This window comes from Pseudomonas sp. TE9122 (genome assembly GCF_056278925.1).
Genome location: NZ_JBWBQI010000001.1, coordinates 5,911,733 through 5,929,801, shown reverse-complemented (window position 1 = coordinate 5,929,801; position 18,069 = coordinate 5,911,733). Strand labels below are relative to the sequence as shown.

General features: G+C 60.7%; 10 protein-coding genes and 2 pseudogenes. 5 read left to right on the top strand and 7 right to left on the bottom strand.

What is annotated here, in order from left to right:
• Nucleotides 1–235: 235 nt before the first annotated feature.
• The 3 genes from ACZ9BE_RS26740 to putP all read right to left on the bottom strand — a co-directional run bounded on the left by ACZ9BE_RS26740 (nucleotide 236) and on the right by putP (nucleotide 4,789).
• Nucleotides 236–958: a DUF4123 domain-containing protein gene (locus ACZ9BE_RS26740; protein WP_460160271.1), complete on the bottom strand. Its 723-nt coding sequence runs from the start codon at nucleotides 956–958 to the stop codon at nucleotides 236–238.
• Entirely contained in the window at nucleotides 939–2,954 is a 2,016-nt protein-coding gene (locus tag ACZ9BE_RS26735; protein WP_476250115.1) for a type VI secretion system Vgr family protein, read from the bottom strand. Before ACZ9BE_RS26735 ends, ACZ9BE_RS26740 begins: the two co-directional genes overlap by 20 nt.
• 350 nt (nucleotides 2,955–3,304) lie before the next feature.
• Nucleotides 3,305–4,789, bottom strand: a complete 1,485-nt coding sequence (gene putP / locus ACZ9BE_RS26730; protein ID WP_150638076.1) for a sodium/proline symporter PutP — start codon at nucleotides 4,787–4,789, stop codon at nucleotides 3,305–3,307.
• Nucleotides 4,790–5,247: 458 nt separating this feature from the next.
• On the opposite strand from putP, the gene putA reads away from it, so the two are divergent.
• Both putA and ACZ9BE_RS26720 read left to right on the top strand, forming a co-directional pair.
• Nucleotides 5,248–9,201, top strand: a complete 3,954-nt coding sequence (gene putA, locus ACZ9BE_RS26725) for a trifunctional transcriptional regulator/proline dehydrogenase/L-glutamate gamma-semialdehyde dehydrogenase (RefSeq protein WP_056787440.1) — start codon at nucleotides 5,248–5,250, stop codon at nucleotides 9,199–9,201.
• Nucleotides 9,202–9,513: 312 nt separating this feature from the next.
• Nucleotides 9,514–11,316, top strand: coding sequence for an acyl-CoA dehydrogenase (locus ACZ9BE_RS26720; protein WP_476250114.1), 1,803 nt, complete (start codon nucleotides 9,514–9,516; stop codon nucleotides 11,314–11,316).
• Nucleotides 11,317–11,517: 201 nt separating this feature from the next.
• Here ACZ9BE_RS26720 and ACZ9BE_RS26715 read toward each other — a convergent pair whose 3' ends face one another.
• From ACZ9BE_RS26715 to ACZ9BE_RS26700, 4 genes and pseudogenes are all read right to left on the bottom strand, one after another.
• Nucleotides 11,518–12,249, bottom strand: coding sequence for a methyl-accepting chemotaxis protein (locus tag ACZ9BE_RS26715; protein WP_375123750.1), 732 nt, complete (start codon nucleotides 12,247–12,249; stop codon nucleotides 11,518–11,520).
• Nucleotides 12,250–12,384: 135 nt separating this feature from the next.
• Nucleotides 12,385–13,410, bottom strand: a pseudogene (locus ACZ9BE_RS26710) (cache domain-containing protein); the annotation flags it as partial.
• Nucleotides 13,411–13,554: 144 nt separating this feature from the next.
• Nucleotides 13,555–13,857 (bottom strand): cell division protein ZapA, encoded by a 303-nt coding sequence (locus tag ACZ9BE_RS26705; RefSeq protein WP_460142625.1) that lies wholly within the window; start codon nucleotides 13,855–13,857, stop codon nucleotides 13,555–13,557.
• Nucleotides 13,854–14,084: a hypothetical protein gene (locus ACZ9BE_RS26700; RefSeq protein WP_016772015.1), complete on the bottom strand. Its 231-nt coding sequence runs from the start codon at nucleotides 14,082–14,084 to the stop codon at nucleotides 13,854–13,856. The genes ACZ9BE_RS26705 and ACZ9BE_RS26700 overlap by 4 nt, the downstream gene beginning before the upstream one ends.
• A gap of 277 nt (nucleotides 14,085–14,361) precedes the next feature.
• Here ACZ9BE_RS26700 and ACZ9BE_RS26695 point away from each other — a divergent pair.
• From ACZ9BE_RS26695 to ACZ9BE_RS26685, 3 genes and pseudogenes are all read left to right on the top strand, one after another.
• Nucleotides 14,362–15,084 (top strand): annotated as a pseudogene (locus ACZ9BE_RS26695) (MCP four helix bundle domain-containing protein); the annotation flags it as partial.
• 30 nt (nucleotides 15,085–15,114) lie between these two features.
• Nucleotides 15,115–15,987 (top strand): methyl-accepting chemotaxis protein, encoded by an 873-nt coding sequence (locus ACZ9BE_RS26690; protein WP_370695130.1) that lies wholly within the window; start codon nucleotides 15,115–15,117, stop codon nucleotides 15,985–15,987.
• 315 nt (nucleotides 15,988–16,302) lie between these two features.
• A complete protein-coding gene (locus tag ACZ9BE_RS26685) occupies nucleotides 16,303–18,045 on the top strand; it encodes a potassium/proton antiporter (protein ID WP_353188553.1) in 1,743 nt (580 codons plus the stop codon).
• The last annotated feature ends 24 nt before the right edge of the window (nucleotides 18,046–18,069 follow it).

The following is an 18,069-nucleotide window of genomic DNA, read 5'->3' as shown; positions in this document are numbered from 1 at the left end:
GGACCTCGGCCACGCCGAAGCGTGCCCCACGCACAGCCGCCGCGAACGATCTTACGGACTTGAACCAAGTGCCGCAAAAAGCCAACGAACTGTAACGTCATGAATGCGGGAATCCTTCACCCTGCCACCACTCTCGCGGTGACAACGAAAAGACTATCCCTGCATCCCACCACGCACCAGTTCATGAAAACCGCCGCGATTCGAAGGAAACGTCCGAAGCGTTTGCCCCGAAACTTCACTCTGCCTCTGCCAGCAAAAACTCCAGAAGCGCCGATCGTGACGAATCTTCCGACATCGATAATTTGAAAAACTGCCCGACCTTGCAACGCAGGACCGTCTCGGGAAACGCCTCGAATATGGCCGGTTGCTCCTCGCTCAGCCATTGCAAAGCATTGGCGATGCGTACGCTTGCATCAGTCTGCGCTAACAACGACTGCGGCACGCTCCACCACGGAAAGACCCGCCCCGAAACCAGCGCACGGCCCCCGATTTCAATGGCTTGGCCATTGATCAAGGCTCGTGAAACGACTGGCAGCCATTGCGCGGGAATGACCTCGTCAGAGTGCAAAAGAGGCAGTAAAAAACGACCATCCCAAAAGCGGAAAAACACGGTTTTACCGTCCGGCATCAGCACCTGAGTGAGGCTGCGGAAATGTTCGACCAGCACGTCAAGATCCGCCGAAGACACCGCCAACCATCCCCAATCCCGGGATTCTGTTTCCGCCACCCAACGTAAAAACTCACTGTCTACAGCGACAATTCCCACGTAGGGCATCACCGCGTCCCACTCGGCATAAATGGTTTCGGCCCAGACCGGATTCGCCGTGCCCTGCCAGGCTTTGAAGGCATCGGCGTCGCTGGCGCGGCTGAAAATGGCGAACAGTTGTTCCGACGCATGCAGCGGCTGCCGCGCCAGCCATTGTTCGGGCGTCAATTCCTCACGCTGCACAAACACCATCCTTACAACGCTCACACTCCTCGCAGAATGGCGCATCACCTTTGAGACTCATGATCTGTGCGGCGGTGAGAATCGCCGCCGGCGCAGCGGCCAGTTTCTCCGGCAATCCCGGCACCACCGGCGCAGCGCTGGTCGCCGCCATCGGCGCGCCGCCCACGACGATCGGCACGCTGCTGAAAATTCCGCCGGGGCCGATGTTGATCCACTGCCCGCCGGCCTGAATCGTCGCGCTCGCGCCGCCGTCGATGACCACTTGCTGACCAGCACTGATATGGATCTGCGCCGAGGCGCTGGTGGCTTGATTGTTCACCCGGACCTGCCGGTCGCCGAGCACGGACAAATGATCATCCTGCCTGACTTCGGTCTGGCGCTGGCCGTGAGTAATGCGTTGTTCGTCGGCCTTGAGTTCATGGCGGGCGATGCCGGTGACCACCACACTGCGCTGATTATCGACCTGCAGCTGCTGGTCGTTGAGTACATGCTGGGTCCAGTTGCGCTGGGCACGCAGGTAGATTTCCTCGGCGCCTTTTTTGTCTTCGATGCGCAGTTCGTTATAACCGCCACCGCCAGGGCTGCTCTGGCTGCGGAAGATACTGCGGGTCTTGTCTGCCGGCAGATCCAGCGGCACCGGGGTCGCCGCATTCGGCAGGCAACCCATGACCAGCGGCTTGTCGGCATCGCCATCAATGAAGCCGACCAAAACTTCCATGCCGACGCGCGGAATCAACACGCTGCCGTAGTGATCGTGAGCCCAACCGGTCGCAACGCGCAGCCAGCAACTGGAGTGCTCATTGAGTTCGCCATCGCGGTCCCAGACCAGTTGCACTTTGACCCGGCCGTATTCATCGCAATGGATCTCAAGGTCTTTCGGGCCGGTGACCACGGCAGGTTGGTAGCCCGACATGCGCGGTTTTTCCGGGCACAGCGCCGGACGAAAGACCACGTCCCACGGCGTGGCGACGAAAGTATTGCGGTAGCCCTGGAAGGATTCGCCATCGCTGGTCACCGATTCCTCAAGCACCTGCGGCTGACGGCCGCGATGCTCGACACAGGTGAGCAACCACAGATCATTCCAGTCGCTGCGCGGATGCCCGGTGAGTTGCAGGAAATGGCCGCAGACCAGCGAGGATTCGTCGCTGGTGCCTTCGGCTTGACGGTAATCGGCGACATGACGTTCAAGCGCGCGGCGCGTCAGGCCTTTGCCGGTTTCGCGATCATTGAATTGACCGGGAAAGTGATAGTCCTCCAGCACTGGACGCTGCTCGCCGTCACTGCGACTTTCCAGCGACAGGCGTGGTTTTTCGAAGTTGTAGTCGCGCCGGGTGACGACGCTGGTGCGGGTTTCCACGCGCACATTGAAACGCTGAATCGCCGGCGCGCCCGCCGACATGCCGCTGCCCGGCAGATACAGCGTCGGCTCGGGCAGCTTGGGGAACACGGTCTGGTCGTCGCCGAATACCAGCAAATGGCCTTCGGGGCTGTGTTGAAAGTGGTAATGAATGCCGACTTCGGCACACAGACGCTGGATGAAGGCCAGATCGCTTTCGGCGTATTGCACGCAGTATTCGCGCTCCGGGTATTCGCTGCCCAGGCGAAATTCAAAGGCATCGCGCAGGATCGAATGGTCCTTGAGGATCTGCGTGACAATTTGCGGCACGTTCTGATGCTGAAAAATCCGCTGGTTGATGCGATGCCCCAGATACGTCAGACGCGGGACAAGGCTGAGGTGATAGCGTGTCAGACGTTTCCCGGAATCGCCCTGCCCGACCTGATAAATCTGACCATGAATACCGCAACCCTGAGCATCGAAACTCAGAAACGCCTGACCATGCAGCAGGCTTTCCAGATCCAGGTCCGGCCGCTCGCTGACCAGTTCCAGCTCGAAGCGAAAGGGTTGGCTGATGGCTTCCCTGCCCGTGAACTCAAGGACCTTGAGGTCGTGCCGGGCGCCTTCGAGGGTCAACGTGAAACGCGGTTGATTGGCAGGCGCGAACATCCGATGTCTCTCTGCAGTGTGAGGGCGGGCGATTCTGCATGAGGGGCAAGGGGTGATGAGCAGGTGACGGGAAATTCAGATTTGCCCTACGTGGTTTGCTGAAAGGACCTTGTTAATTCGGCCGTTCGACTACAGACAATTCAATCAAACCTGCCACCCACCCTGTGGGAGCGAGCCTGCTCGCGAAAGCGGCATGTCAGTCGATACATTCATTGAATGATCAATCGCATTCGCGAGCAGGCTCGCTCCCACAATGGATTTCCACAGGATTCGAGAAATCACAGGCCATAAAAAACGGCCCGCCTCCGGTAGGAAGCGGGCCGATTTCATGTGAGCCGAAGCTCAGTCCATCACTTGTTCAGATGGAAATCTTTTTCCGCTGCCTCGAAACGCTCAACCATGCCGCGAGTCGGTTCACCCGCCTTGCTGACAAAGTAGATGGCCAGGCTGGCGAAGATGAAGCCAGGAATGATTTCGTACAGACCCAGCAGTTCGAAGTGCTTCCAGACCACCACGGTGATCGCGCCGACCAGAATGCCGGCCAGTGCGCCGTTGCGGGTCATGTCTTTCCAGACGACCGAGATCAGCACGACCGGTCCGAACGCAGCACCGAAACCGGCCCAGGCGTAGGACACCAGACCCAGTACACGGTTTTCCGGGTTGGCAGCCATCGCGATGGCAATCAAGGCTACCAGCAGCACCATGGCACGACCGACCCAGACCAGCTCAAGCTGGGAGGCGGACTTGCGCAGAAAGGTCTTGTAGAAGTCTTCGGTCAGGGCGCTTGAGCACACCAGCAACTGGCAGCTCAGGGTGCTCATTACCGCAGCCAGAATGGCCGACAGCAGCACACCGGCAACCCATGGGTTGAAGAGGATTTTCGCCAGTTCGATGAACACGCGCTCCGGGTTCTCGGTGACCGGACCGGCCACTTCCGGGTGCGCCGAGAAGTAAGCGATACCGAAGAAGCCCACCGCCACGGTGCCGCCCAGGCACAGGATCATCCAGGCCATGGAAATGCGACGCGCCTTGGCGATCGACTTCACCGAATCCGCCGCCATGAAACGCGCGAGGATGTGCGGCTGGCCGAAGTAGCCCAGACCCCAACCCATCAGCGAGATGATGCCAATGAAGGTGGTGCCTTTGAGCATGTCGAAGTTGCTCGGATCCTGCGCTTCGATGGCCAGGAACGTGGTGTCGACGCCGCCGGTGGCCAGCAGGACGATGATCGGCGTAAGGATCAGCGCGAAGATCATCAGGGTCGCTTGTACGGTGTCGGTCCAGCTCACCGCGAGAAAACCGCCGACGAAGGTGTAAGCAATGGTCGCCGCAGCACCGGCCCACAGCGCCGTCTCGTAGGACATGCCAAAGGTGCTTTCGAACAGACGCGCACCGGCGACGATGCCGGAAGCGCAGTAGATGGTGAAGAACACCAGAATCACCACCGCCGAGATAATCCGCAGCAAGCCGCTTTTATCTTCGAAACGGCTGGAGAAGTAGTCCGGCAGAGTCAGTGCATCGCCGTTGTGCTCGGTCTGCACCCGCAGACGGCCGGCGACGAACAGCCAGTTCAGGTAGGCACCGACGATCAGGCCGATGGCGATCCAGCTTTCGGACAGACCGGACATGTAGATGGCGCCCGGCAGGCCCATCAGCAACCAGCCGCTCATGTCGGAGGCACCGGCAGACAGCGCGGTGACGACGCTGCCGAGGCTGCGACCGCCGAGAATATAGTCGGAAAGGTTATTGGTGGAGCGATAGGCCATGAAACCGATCAGCACCATTGCTGCGATGTAGATCACGAACGTGATCAGGGTTGGATTGCTTACGCTCATTGAGTTACGCCCTGGCTTTGTTTTTATGTAGCGGCGGTGGTGAACCGCTCGCAAACGACGACGTTTGGCAGACGATCCGGGATCCCGCGCATTTAAGACTGATGTTTCCCCAGGAAAGCCATCAGCCGGTACACCGGGTTATTCCCGGTTGCACCTTGGCGGCGAATGCTATGCAACAAAGCAAATAAGGTGCAACCAGTTTCGCGAGAATTAGTTGCACCCAGTCGAATTAATCGACGATCACCCCGTTTTTGCTCCCTTTTGTGGCAGTCACGCCTCTTTACTAGAAGTAAAAGCACCAAGCAGGAGCAGCACTTTCGTACCAGAAATTATTTCCTGACGAGCTGCGTATTATTCCGGCAAAAAAAGGGTTGCACCCGGTTGCACCTCATTCAGCGCAAGGCTAATCTTGCGGCCAGCTGATGCCACGCAACTGTGGCAACCATGAGGATAAAAATATGGCTACCACCACCCTTGGGGTCAAACTCGATGACCCGACCCGCGAGCGCCTGAAGGCTGCCGCAACCTCGATTGATCGCACGCCGCACTGGCTGATCAAGCAGGCAATTTTCAATTACCTGGAAAAACTCGAGGGTGGTGCAACCCTGACCGAGTTGAACGGTTTGACCGCCAAAGACGCCGATGACGCAGGCGAAGTGCAGACCGATCACGCTCACCAATGCTTCCTCGAATTCGCTGAAAGCATCCTCCCGCAATCGGTACTGCGCGCTTCGATCACCGCTGCTTACCGCCGTCCTGAGCCGGAAGTGGTGCCAATGCTGATCGAGCAGGCGCGCCTGCCGGCCCCGATGGCCGAAGCCACCAACAAGCTCGCGGCGACCATCGCCGAAAAACTGCGTAACCAGAAAAGTGCCGGCGGTCGTGCCGGTATTGTTCAGGGCCTGCTGCAGGAATTTTCCCTGTCGTCCCAGGAAGGCGTGGCGCTGATGTGCCTGGCCGAAGCGCTGCTGCGCATCCCGGACAAAGGCACCCGCGATGCGCTGATCCGCGACAAGATCAGCACCGGCAACTGGCATCCGCACCTGGGCAACAGCCCTTCGCTGTTCGTCAACGCTGCGACCTGGGGCCTGCTGCTGACTGGCAAACTGGTTTCCACCCACAACGAAGCCGGCCTGACCTCGTCGCTGAGCCGCATCATCGGTAAGAGCGGCGAGCCGATGATCCGCAAGGGCGTCGACATGGCCATGCGCCTGATGGGCGAGCAGTTCGTCACTGGCGAAACCATCGCCGAAGCACTGGCCAATGCGAGCAAGTTCGAAGCCAAGGGCTTCCGTTACTCCTACGACATGCTCGGTGAAGCGGCACTCACTGAAGTCGACGCGCAAAAATACCTGGCCTCGTACGAACAAGCGATCCACTCGATCGGCAAAGCGTCCCACGGTCGTGGAATTTATGAAGGCCCGGGCATCTCCATCAAGCTCTCGGCGCTGCACCCGCGCTACAGCCGTGCGCAGTACGAGCGCGTGATGGACGAGCTGTACCCGCGCCTGCTGTCGCTGACCCTGCTGGCCAAGCAATACGACATCGGCCTGAACATCGACGCCGAAGAAGCCGACCGCCTCGAGCTGTCGCTGGATCTGCTCGAACGTCTGTGCTTCGAGCCGCAACTGACTGGCTGGAACGGCATCGGTTTCGTTATCCAGGCTTACCAGAAACGTTGCCCGTACGTGATCGACTACGTGATCGATCTGGCCCGCCGCAGCCGTCATCGCCTGATGATCCGCCTGGTAAAAGGCGCGTACTGGGACAGCGAAATCAAACGTGCTCAGGTCGAGGGTCTGGAAGGCTATCCGGTCTACACCCGCAAGGTGTACACCGACGTTTCCTACATTGCTTGCGCACGCAAACTGCTGTCGGTGCCGGAAGTCATCTACCCGCAGTTCGCCACGCACAACGCCCACACCCTGTCGGCCATTTACCACATCGCCGGTCAGAACTATTACCCGGGCCAGTACGAATTCCAGTGCCTGCACGGCATGGGCGAACCGCTCTACGAGCAGGTTGTCGGCAAGGTTGCCGAAGGCAAGCTGAACCGTCCGTGCCGCGTGTACGCACCGGTCGGCACCCACGAAACCCTGCTGGCGTACCTCGTGCGTCGTCTGCTGGAAAACGGTGCCAACACTTCGTTCGTCAACCGTATCGCCGACCAGTCGATTTCGATTCAGGAACTGGTGGCCGATCCGGTGGCGCAGATCGAGCAGATGGCCACCGTGGAAGGTGGTTTCGGCCTGCCGCACCCGCGCATTCCGCTGCCGCGTGACCTGTACGGTGCCGAGCGCGCCAACTCGAGCGGCATCGACATGGCCAACGAACATCGTCTGGCCTCGCTGTCCTGCGCCCTGCTTGCCACCGCGCACAACGACTGGAAAGCCGCGCCGATGCTCGGTTGCGCGTCCAGCAACGAAACGCCGGTCGCCGTGCTGAACCCGTCCGATCACCGCGATGTGGTCGGTCATGTTCAAGAAGCTACCGTTGAAGATGTCGACAGCGCCATTCAATGCGCGCTGAACGCCGCGCCGATCTGGCAGGCCACCCCGCCGGCCGAACGTGCTGCGATCCTGGAACGTGCCGCTGACTTGATGGAAGGCGAGATCCAGCCGCTGATGGGCCTGTTGGCTCGCGAAGCCGGCAAGACCTACGCCAACGCCATCGCCGAAGTCCGCGAAGCAGTCGACTTCCTGCGTTATTACGCAGTGCAGGCGCGCAACGATTTCAGCAACGACGCCCACCGCCCACTGGGCCCGGTGGTGTGCATCAGCCCGTGGAACTTCCCGCTGGCAATCTTCAGCGGCCAGGTCGCTGCGGCATTGGCTGCCGGTAATCCGGTACTGGCCAAACCGGCCGAGCAGACTCCGCTGGTAGCGGCTCAGGCTGTGCGCCTGATGCTCGAAGCCGGCATCCCGGAAGGCGTGCTGCAACTGCTGCCGGGGCGCGGTGAAACCGTCGGCGCCGGTCTGGTCGGTGACGAGCGCGTCAAAGGCGTGATGTTCACCGGTTCCACCGAAGTCGCGCGCTTGCTGCAACGCAACATCGCTGGCCGTCTCGACAGCCAGGGCCGTCCGATTCCGCTGATCGCCGAAACCGGTGGCCAGAACGCGATGATCGTCGATTCCTCGGCTTTGACTGAACAAGTCGTGATCGACGTAGTGTCGTCGGCCTTCGACAGCGCCGGTCAGCGCTGCTCGGCGTTGCGCGTGCTGTGCCTGCAGGAAGATTCCGCCGATCGCGTCATCGAAATGCTCAAAGGTGCCATGGCCGAAAGCCGTCTCGGCAACCCCGAGCGTCTGTCCGTGGACATCGGCCCGGTGATCGACGCCGAAGCCAAGGCCGGTATCGACAAGCATATCCAGGGCATGCGCGATAAGGGTCGCAATGTTTACCAGGTTGCGATTGCCGACAGCGAAGAGATCAAGCGCGGCACCTTCGTCATGCCGACCCTGATCGAGCTGGAAAGCTTCGACGAACTGCAACGCGAAATCTTCGGCCCGGTACTGCACGTGGTGCGCTACAAGCGCAAAGAGCTGGATCAACTGATCGGCCAGATCAACGCCTCCGGTTATGGCCTGACGCTGGGCGTGCACACGCGCATCGACGAGACCATCGCCAAGGTGATCGACAACGTCAACGCCGGTAACGTCTACGTCAACCGCAACATCGTCGGTGCCGTGGTCGGCGTGCAGCCATTCGGCGGCGAAGGCCTGTCGGGTACTGGCCCGAAAGCCGGCGGCCCGCTGTATCTGTACCGTTTGCTGTCGACGCGTCCTAGCGACGCCATCGAGCAATCCTTCGCTCGCGGTGACGCCATCGTCGCCCCGGACGTGCGCTTGCGCGATGCCATGAGCCAATCGTTGAACGCTCTGAAAGCCTGGGCCGACAACAACAAGTTCGCCGATCTGAGCACCCTGTGCGTGCAATACGCAGCGCAATCGCAGAGCGGCATTACCCGCGTGCTGGCTGGCCCGACCGGCGAGAAAAACAGCTACGCCATTCTGCCGCGCGAACACGTGCTGTGCCTGGCGGAAGTTGAAGGTGATCTGCTGACGCAACTGGCGGCGGTGCTGGCGGTTGGCGGTTCGGCGGTGTGGCCGGAAACCGAGCTGACCAAGGCGTTGCTCGCCCGTCTGCCGAAGGAAGTCCAGGCGCGGATCAAACGCGTTGCCGACTGGAACAAGGACGAAGTGGTGTTCGATGCCGTGCTGCATCACGGCCACTCCGACCAGTTGCGCGGCGTCTGCCAGCAGATCGCCCAGCGTGGCGGCGCGATCGTTGGCGTTCAGGGACTGTCCCAGGGCGAGACCAACATTGCCCTGGAGCGTCTGGTGATCGAGCGGGCATTGAGCGTGAACACCGCTGCGGCGGGGGGTAACGCCAGCTTGATGACGATCGGTTAAACCGCTGTAAATCCAGGCGACCGCAATGGTCGCCTGGTACGCAATACTCTGTGGGAGCGAGCCTGCTCGCGAAGACGGCGTTTCAGTCGACATCAATGTTGCCTGACCCACCGCTTTCGCGAGCAGGCTCGCTTCCACAGAAGATCAAAAGATCGCAGCCTTCGGCAGCTCCTACAGGGAAACGCATTCCAAATGTAGGAGCTGCCGAAGGCTGCGATCTTTTGCTTCTGCATCACTCTCATCAATCATCCTATCCAGCCTCTATTCCACCGCCTTAGACTCGGTCCACCCCCAATTTCCAGGTAGGCCGCCATGTCCGAGACGCTGCTCAGTTCCCGCAATCTGGCTTTCGAGCTGTATGAAGTCCTTGATGCCGAGGGCCTGACCCGGCGTGAGCGCTTTGCCGAGCACAACCGCGAAACCTTCGACGCCGCCATCGGCACCGCGCGCAACATCGCCGAGAAGTACTTTGCGCCGCACAACCGCAAGGGCGACGAGAACGAGCCGCGCTACGAGGATGGTAAGGCGATCCTGATTCCTGAAGTGAAACCGGCGGTGGATGCCTTCCTTGAGGCCGGATTCCTTAACGCAGCGCGAAGTTTCGACGCCGGCGGTATGCAATTGCCGACCCTGCTGTCGCAAGCCTGCTTCGCGCATTTCCAGTCCGCCAACGCAGCTTCGACGTCCTACCCGTTCCTGACCATGGGCGCGGCCAACCTGATCGAGAGCTTTGGCAGCGAAGAGCAGAAACAGCGCTTCCTGCAACCGATGATCGACGGACGTTTCTTCGGCACCATGGCCCTGACCGAGCCCCATGCCGGTTCATCGCTGTCGGACATTCGTACCCGCGCCGAGCCTGCGTCCGACGGCACCTATCGCCTGAAGGGCAACAAGATCTTCATTTCCGGCGGCGATCATCCGCTGTCGGAAAACATCGTGCACATGGTCCTGGCCAAACTGCCGGACGCACCGCCGGGGGTGAAAGGTATTTCGCTGTTTATCGTGCCGAAGTTTCTGGTCAACGACGACGGCAACCTCGGCCAGCGCAACGACGTGCTGCTCGCCGGCTTGTTCCACAAGATGGGCTGGCGCGGCACCACATCGACGGCGCTGAACTTCGGCGATAACGGTGAGTGCGTCGGCTATCTGGTGGGCAAACCGCACCATGGTTTGAGCTACATGTTCCAGATGATGAACGAAGCGCGAATCGGCGTCGGCATGGGCGCGGTGATGCTCGGCTATGCCGGTTACCTGTATTCACTGGAATATGCGCGTGAGCGGCCGCAGGGCCGGGTGCCGGACAGCAAGGATCCGACCACTGCGCCGGTGGCGATCATTCAGCACGCGGACGTCAGACGCATGCTGCTGACGCAGAAATCCTACGTCGAAGGTGCGTTTGACCTCGGCCTGTACGCCGCGCGGTTGTTCGATGACACCACCACGCTGGAAACCGAAGCCGAACGCAAACAGGCTCATGAACTGTTGGACTTGCTGACACCGATCGTCAAATCCTGGCCTTCGGAGTTTTGCCTGAAGGCCAACGAACTGGCGATCCAGATTCTTGGCGGCCACGGCTACACCCGTGAGTACCCGGTGGAGCAGTACTATCGCGACAACCGCTTGAATCCGATCCACGAAGGCACCCACGGCATCCAGTCGCTGGATTTGCTCGGGCGCAAACTGGCGCAGAACGGTGGCGCCGGTCTCAAGCAGCTGATTCGATTGATCGCCAACACGGCCGAACGTGCCACTGAATACGATTCGTTGACCACCCTGCGCGAACCGCTGGAAAAACTCGTTGCCCGCCTGCAAACCGTGACCATCGGCCTGCTCACCGATCTGGCCCAAGGCAAGGTCAACAGCAGCCTGGCGAACTCGGCGCTGTACCTGAAAGTGTTCGGCCACGCAGTGATCGGCTGGCGCTGGCTGGAGCAGGCGATCCGCGCCGAGGAAGGCCTGGCCAAAGGAAATGCGGCGGATGTCGACTTCTATAAGGGCAAGTTGCAGGCGGCGCGGTATTTCCTGACATGGGAAGTGCCGGGTTGCCAGCATGAGCTGGACTTGCTGGAGGCGCGGGATGATACGTGTCTGGGGATGCGGGATGCGTGGTTCTGAAACGCTACCCTCACCCCAGCCCTCTCCCGGAGGGAGAGGGGGCCGAATGGGGAATATTCAAGAAGTACGCCGACCTGAAAGGGCCTTGCCGGATCCATAATCGACTGGTGTTTTCAGGTCGACGTATAGCGATAGACGCCTCGGTCAGTCCCCTCTCCCTCCGGGAGAGGGCTAGGGTGAGGGGCTTTTCAGGTCTGATACTCAACTCAGTTTGAACCCACCCATCTGCCGCGCCAGATCATCCGCCAGCCGCTGCAACATCTGACAATCCTCACGACACGCACGAACCTCCCCCGCCGTCGCCCGTGCCAGATCGGAAATCCCCTGCACGTTGCGGTTGATCTCTTCAGTCACCGCGGACTGCTCTTCGGTTGCCGTCGCCACCTGATGGTTCATATCGCTGATGCGCTCGACCTGGCCGGTGATCGCCGTCAGCGACGCGCCGGTGCGCTGGCTCGATTCAACCCCGGTGCCGGTAGCGGCCTGGCCGGTGCGCATCGATGACACGGCGTTTTCCGCGCCTTGCTTGAGGCTGCCGATCATCAATTGAATTTCGTCGGTCGAGGCCTGGGTCCTGCGCGCGAGGGTGCGCACTTCATCGGCGACCACCGCGAAGCCACGGCCCATATCGCCGGCGCGGGCAGCTTCGATGGCGGCGTTGAGTGCGAGCAGATTGGTCTGTTCGGAAACGCCACGAATCACCGCCAGCACCGAATCGATCGACGCCACTTGCTGCGCCAGCTCACCCACTGCGCCCGCCGCTAAGCCGATCTCATCGGACATGCTTTCGATATGACGGATCGAGCCACCGACCACTTCCCGTGCCTGCAACGCCTCATCGCGCGCGGTTTGCGAGGCAAGCGCGGCGTTGCCAGCGTTCTGCGCGATTTCCTGCACGGTCAGGCCCATTTCGTGGACGGCGGTGGCTACCATGTCGGTCATTTCCTGCTGCCGGCCGGAACGCTCGGCGGTGTTGTCCACCACCGTAGCCACTTGCCCTACGGCTGTGCGCAGGCGCTCGCTGGTGGTCAGCACTTCACCGATCATTGCGCGCTGGCTGTCGAGGAAACGGTTGAAGCCGCGCGCGAGGTCACCCAACTCATCGGCACGGCTGGAATCTAACCGGTGGGTCAAATCTCCACCACCGCTACCGATGGCCACCAGCGCCCGTGTTACTTGTCGAATCGGTCGCACCAGCCCCTGCGCCAGCCACACCACCAACGCCAGGCAGACCAGCGCCACCACCAGACCGATGCCGCCGCTCATCCACATCGCTTTCCGTGCTTCGGCGTAGATCTGCGACTGCGGCACTTCGGCCACCAGCGTCCAGCCGAGATCGCGCAGGGGCAGGCTGAAAGCGAGGAAGTCTTCACCCTCGCGCTGGAAGCTGCTGTTCACTGCGGATTTGTGCCCCATCAGCGCTTGCGCCGCGTTGGCACCGATCTGCTCGGTCAAGGTGCGCTTGCCGCTGAACTGCGCCTCAGGATGGACCTGAATCAAACCGTCGGAGCGCACGAGATAGACCTTGCCGCGCTCGCCGAAACTGAAGTTGTGAATCAGCTCCGACAGCTCTTTCATGCTCAGCCCGAGCCCGGCGACACCGACAACTTTGCCGGCCTGCTTGACCTTCAGATCGATGAACAGGGCCAGCTCGCCAGTGGCGCCGTCGTTGTCGATATTGAGGGTGCGCGGCTGATTGCTGTCGAGAAAGGAATAGAACCAGGCGTCGGCCGGTTTCGCGCGACTGAGGGTGCGATCGAGGCCTTTTTCGGTGATGTAGTGATTGGATTCGATGCCGATGATCAGCGCAGTGAAGGCCTTGTGTTCGGCGCGGATGCCTTCCAGATACTGCGCAAAGAGCGCGGTTTTGCTGCTGTCCTCGCCTGTCGCCAGCCAGTCACGCACCATGGTGTTGCTGGCGATGTCCTTGGCGGCGGTGAGCGGTTGCACGAGGATGCGTTCGATATCGTTGCGCGTCGCTTCAATGCTCGACGGCAGCGCTTGTTCGACCAGATAGCTCTGGGCGAGGCGGTTGACCACCAGGGTATAAATGCCAACCACAATCACGATGCTGATCAGCAGGGCCGCGCCCATGCCGAGAATCAACTGCCACTGAATACTGCGTCGCCACCACTGCATGGAGCACCCCCAAGGAATAAGTGGCCGAAACACTGCAACGGCCGTGCCGATTGTATACAAACCAACCGACAATCTATTCCCTGGTTGTGCGCAACCCCATCAGCCCTGACTGATGGTCTTGGCAATCGTCTCGACCGTGGCGCTGACTTGCTCTTGATAACGGTCGAGTTCTTCCTGGTGCTGTTTCTTCATTTCGATCTGCTGCGAGCACAGATTCATCGCCGCCAGCACCAGCAAACGGTCACCGATCAGCGTCGGGTATTTGCGCTTGGTGTCTTCCAGCGCGGCCTTGAGCATCATCGCCGCGTCCAACAGGGTCTGTTCTTCCCCGGCCGGTGCCTTGATCGAATAGTCCTCGCCAAGAATGGAGATGACTTTTACCCCTGCTGTGCCGTGGTTCATGCGCTGACAGGACCGGCATTGACGCGATCAACCAGCGCCTGGATGCGCGCGGCGGTGGCGCCGTGTTTTTCTTCCTGCTCCATCAGGTTCAGTTGCAGGTTTTCGTTTTCATCCTTGGCCTGGGCCAGTTCCGTGGACAGGGTCTGGTTGGTCTGCAGCAGGGTCTGGTTCTGTTGCACCAGGTCGCTGACGAGCTGTTCCAATTGGCTGAGGGATGCTTCCAACATTTTGATCTTCCAAGCGTTTTTCAAAGGGCGCGTACGATAAAGAAAAGTCACCACGGATGCCAGGGTTAAACCGGCGCAAGGCCTTGATTTTCCTGGGTGGCGAAGCTTCTCGCGAGTTTAAAAGACTGTGATTGGTCGATCTGGTTCCTGCACTTCGTCGCTCAAGCCTGTCTGCGACAAATACGCACACCACCTCAAGACTTTAGTCGTATGACCGATAAGTCACCCATACAGCAGTCTCAGCCCGCATGGATGCGGCCCTTTTCGGTATCCGCCCATGTCCCTTCGCAATATGAACATCGCCCCACGGGCGTTCACCGGCTTCGCCCTGATCGGCGGCCTGATGTTGATCCTCGGCGTGTTTGCGCTGAACCAGATGAGCAAGATCCGCGCGGCCGGCGAAGACATCGCCACCGCCAGCGTGCCGTCGATCAAGGCTCTGGACGAATTCACCCAACTGACCCTGCGCCTGCGCGTGCTCTCCTATCGTTTGCTGATCAACCGCGAACCCGACGTGCAGCAGAAAACCATCGAACTGTTCGACCTGCGCAATCGCCAGATCGCCGATGCGCAACGCGCATACGAGCCACTGATCGAAGGCCCGCAGGAACGTGCGGCGTACGATCAGTACGTGCAATTGCTGGCGCAGTACCGTCAGCTCGAAGAGCGGATGAAAACCCTGTCGCGCAACAATCAGATCGACGAGTTGCGGCAGATGCTCAACAGCGATTTGCTGAGCAATTCGGAAGCGGTGAATACCGCGCTGGCGCGCTTGCTGGAGATCAACACCCAGCAGATCGCCGAAACCGACCAGGGCGCGAAGGATCAGTATTCGATGTCGTTCAATCTGGTGGTGACCTTGCTGGTGATCGCCAGTGGCCTGACCCTGCTGTTCGCCTGGTTGCTGACCGTGAGCATTACCAAGCCGATTTCCAAGGCACTGGAGGCGGCGGAAACCATCGCCGAAGGCAACCTGACCCAGCCGATCCATGTCGATGGCGAAGATGAAGCCGGGCGCTTGCTGGCGGCGATGGCGAAGATGCAATCGAAGCTGCGCGATACCCTGCAGCGCATCTCCGGTTCGGCCACACAGCTTGCGTCTGCCGCAGAAGAGCTGAACAGCGTCACCGATGAAAGTGCTCGCGGCCTGACCCAGCAGAACAACGAAATCGAGCAGGCGGCCACTGCCGTGAACGAGATGACCAGCGCCGTCGAAGAAGTCGCGCGCAACGCGGTCAGCACTTCGGAAGCCTCGAAAAACGCCACCACTTCGGCGGGCGACGGTCGTGATCTGGTGCAGGAAACCGTCAGCGCCATCGAACGCATGAGCGCCGATGTGCAGAGCACCGCGTCGCTGATCGGCGACCTGGCCAATGAATCCCGCGACATCGGCAAGGTGCTCGACGTGATCCGTGGCCTCGCCGACCAGACCAACCTGCTGGCATTGAACGCAGCGATCGAAGCGGCCCGTGCCGGTGAGGCCGGTCGTGGTTTTGCCGTGGTGGCGGACGAAGTGCGCGCCCTGGCCCATCGCACCCAGCAGTCGACCAGCGAAATCGAGCGCATGATCGGCAGCATCCAGAGCGGCACCGAGCATGCCGTGGATTCGATGCGCAACAGCACCGAGCGCGCCGAGTCGACGCTCAACATCGCCCGTGGCGCCGGGATGTCGCTGGACACGATCAACAGCGCCATCGTCGAAATCAACGAGCGCAACCTGGTCATCGCCAGCGCTGCCGAAGAGCAGGCGCAGGTGGCGCGGGAAGTCGATCGCAACCTGGTCAATATCCGCGATCTGTCGGTGCAGTCGGCGACCGGCGCCAATCAGACCAGCGCGGCGAGCAATGAGCTGTCGCGCCTGGCGCTGGATCTGAACAACATGGTTGGGCGGTTCAGCCTCTAAGATCAAAGGCTACCCCCCTCACCCCAGCCCTCTCCCCCAAGGGGGCGAGGGGGAAAGGGAGCAGATTGAGGGCCTTTCAGATTTTGAGTTCGGCTCGATATTGCAAGTCGGTGTAACCTTTACAAACACCTCGGTCAGTCCCCTCTCCCTCCGGGAGAGGGCTAGGGTGAGGGCCGCAATCCTCCGCCTGCCGCAAAACCTGATGCACCCTGAAAACCTTTTTGACAGCATCACATTTCAACAGGTTAGAATCGCTGGCACGCAGACTGCATGGTCAGTTTGTGCCCCCGTCTTTACGCTTCTGGAGTACTGCCTTTGAATGCGACGACCATCAACAGCCTGTTCTTGATCGGCGCGTTGCTGGTAGGCGCAAGCATTCTTGTCAGCTCTCTTTCTTCACGTCTCGGCATTCCGATTCTGGTCATCATTCTCGCGGTCGGCATGGCTGCCGGGGTCGATGGTGGCGGGATCATTTTCGATAACTACCCGACGGCCTATCTGGTCGGCAACCTCGCCCTGGCAGTGATCCTGCTCGACGGCGGCTTGCGTACGCGGGTGTCGAGTTTCCGCGTGGCGTTATGGCCGGCGCTGTCGCTGGCCACGGTCGGGGTGTTGATCACCACCGGGCTGACCGGCATGGCCGCTGCGTGGCTGTTCGACCTCAATCTGATTCAGGGCCTGCTGATCGGCGCCATCGTCGGTTCGACCGACGCCGCTGCGGTGTTCTCGCTGCTCGGCGGTAAAGGCCTCAACGAACGGGTCAGCGCCAGTCTGGAAATCGAATCCGGCAGCAACGACCCGATGGCGGTGTTTCTCACCGTCACCCTGATCGACATGCTCGCCAGCGGCGAAACCGGCCTGCACTGGAGTCTGCTGACCCACCTGATCCGCGAGTTCGGCATCGGTGGTGTGATCGGTCTGGGCGGCGGCTGGATGATGCTGCAACTGGTCAACCGCATCAATCTCGCGGCCGGGCTCTATCCGATTCTGATCATCGCTGGCGGTCTGGTGGTGTTCGCGCTGACCAACGCCTTGCACGGCAGTGGTTTTCTCGCCGTGTACCTGTGCGGTCTGGTGATCGGCAACCGCCCGGTGCGTAGCCGCCACGGCATTCTGCACATGCTCGACGGCATGGCCTGGCTGGCGCAGATCGGCATGTTCCTCGTGCTGGGCCTGCTGGTCACGCCCCACGATCTGCTGCCGATCGCCCTGCCCGCCCTCGGTCTGGCGCTGTGGATGATCCTGTTCGCGCGGCCGCTGTCGGTGATGGTCGGCCTGCTGCCGTTCAAGGCCTTCCACGGTCGCGAAAAAGCCTTTATTTCCTGGGTCGGCCTGCGCGGCGCGGTGCCGATCATTCTCGCGGTGTTCCCGCTGATGGCCGGCCTGCCGCAAGCGCAGCTCTACTTTAATCTCGCGTTCTTCATCGTGTTGGTGTCGCTGCTGGTGCAGGGCACGAGCCTGCCGTGGGTGGCCAAATTGCTCAAGGTGACCGTTCCGCCAGAACCCGCGCCGATATCCCGGGCGGCACTGGAAGTGCACGTCACCAGCGAGTGGGAACTGTTCGTTTACAAGCTCGGCGCGGAGAAATGGTGCATCGGCTCGCCGCTGCGCGAGCTGAAAATGCCCGAAGGCACACGCATCGCGGCGCTGTTTCGTGGCCAGCAACTGCTCCATCCGTCGGGTAGTACGGTGCTGGAAGTCGATGATTTGCTGTGTGTTATTGGCCATGAACACAACTTGTCGGCCCTCGGCAAACTGTTCAGCCAGGCGCCGCAACGTGGCCTTGATTTGCGCTTCTTCGGCGACTTCGTACTCGAAGGAGACGCCCAGCTTAAAGCGGTTGCAGCGCTGTATGGCTTGCCGGCCGAAGGCATCGATCCGGACATGACCCTGGGCGCGTTCATCGCGCAAAAAGTCGGGGGTGCCCCCATCGTCGGCGACCAGGTGGAGTGGAACAACACCCACTGGACGGTTGCGGTCATGGACGGGAACAAGATCGGCAAAGTGGGCGTCAGATTCCCCGAAGGAAGTCGCCCGGGCCCCGGACTCTTCCTCTAAACTGCTTCCACTCTCACTTGCTTG

What these genes read in the sequence shown, in the direction of transcription:
- ACZ9BE_RS26715 (WP_375123750.1), bottom strand. Translation starts at nt 12,249, where the DNA reads ATGGTAGCCACCGCCGTCCACGAAATGGGCCTGACCGTGCAGGAAATC.
- ACZ9BE_RS26720 (WP_476250114.1), top strand. Translation starts at nt 9,514, where the DNA reads ATGTCCGAGACGCTGCTCAGTTCCCGCAATCTGGCTTTCGAGCTGTAT.
- ACZ9BE_RS26700 (WP_016772015.1), bottom strand. Translation starts at nt 14,084, where the DNA reads ATGTTGGAAGCATCCCTCAGCCAATTGGAACAGCTCGTCAGCGACCTG.
- putP (WP_150638076.1), bottom strand. Translation starts at nt 4,789, where the DNA reads ATGAGCGTAAGCAATCCAACCCTGATCACGTTCGTGATCTACATCGCA.
- ACZ9BE_RS26735 (WP_476250115.1), bottom strand. Translation starts at nt 2,954, where the DNA reads ATGTTCGCGCCTGCCAATCAACCGCGTTTCACGTTGACCCTCGAAGGC.
- ACZ9BE_RS26705 (WP_460142625.1), bottom strand. Translation starts at nt 13,857, where the DNA reads ATGAACCACGGCACAGCAGGGGTAAAAGTCATCTCCATTCTTGGCGAG.
- putA (WP_056787440.1), top strand. Translation starts at nt 5,248, where the DNA reads ATGGCTACCACCACCCTTGGGGTCAAACTCGATGACCCGACCCGCGAG.
- ACZ9BE_RS26740 (WP_460160271.1), bottom strand. Translation starts at nt 958, where the DNA reads ATGGTGTTTGTGCAGCGTGAGGAATTGACGCCCGAACAATGGCTGGCG.
- ACZ9BE_RS26690 (WP_370695130.1), top strand. Translation starts at nt 15,115, where the DNA reads ATGGCGAAGATGCAATCGAAGCTGCGCGATACCCTGCAGCGCATCTCC.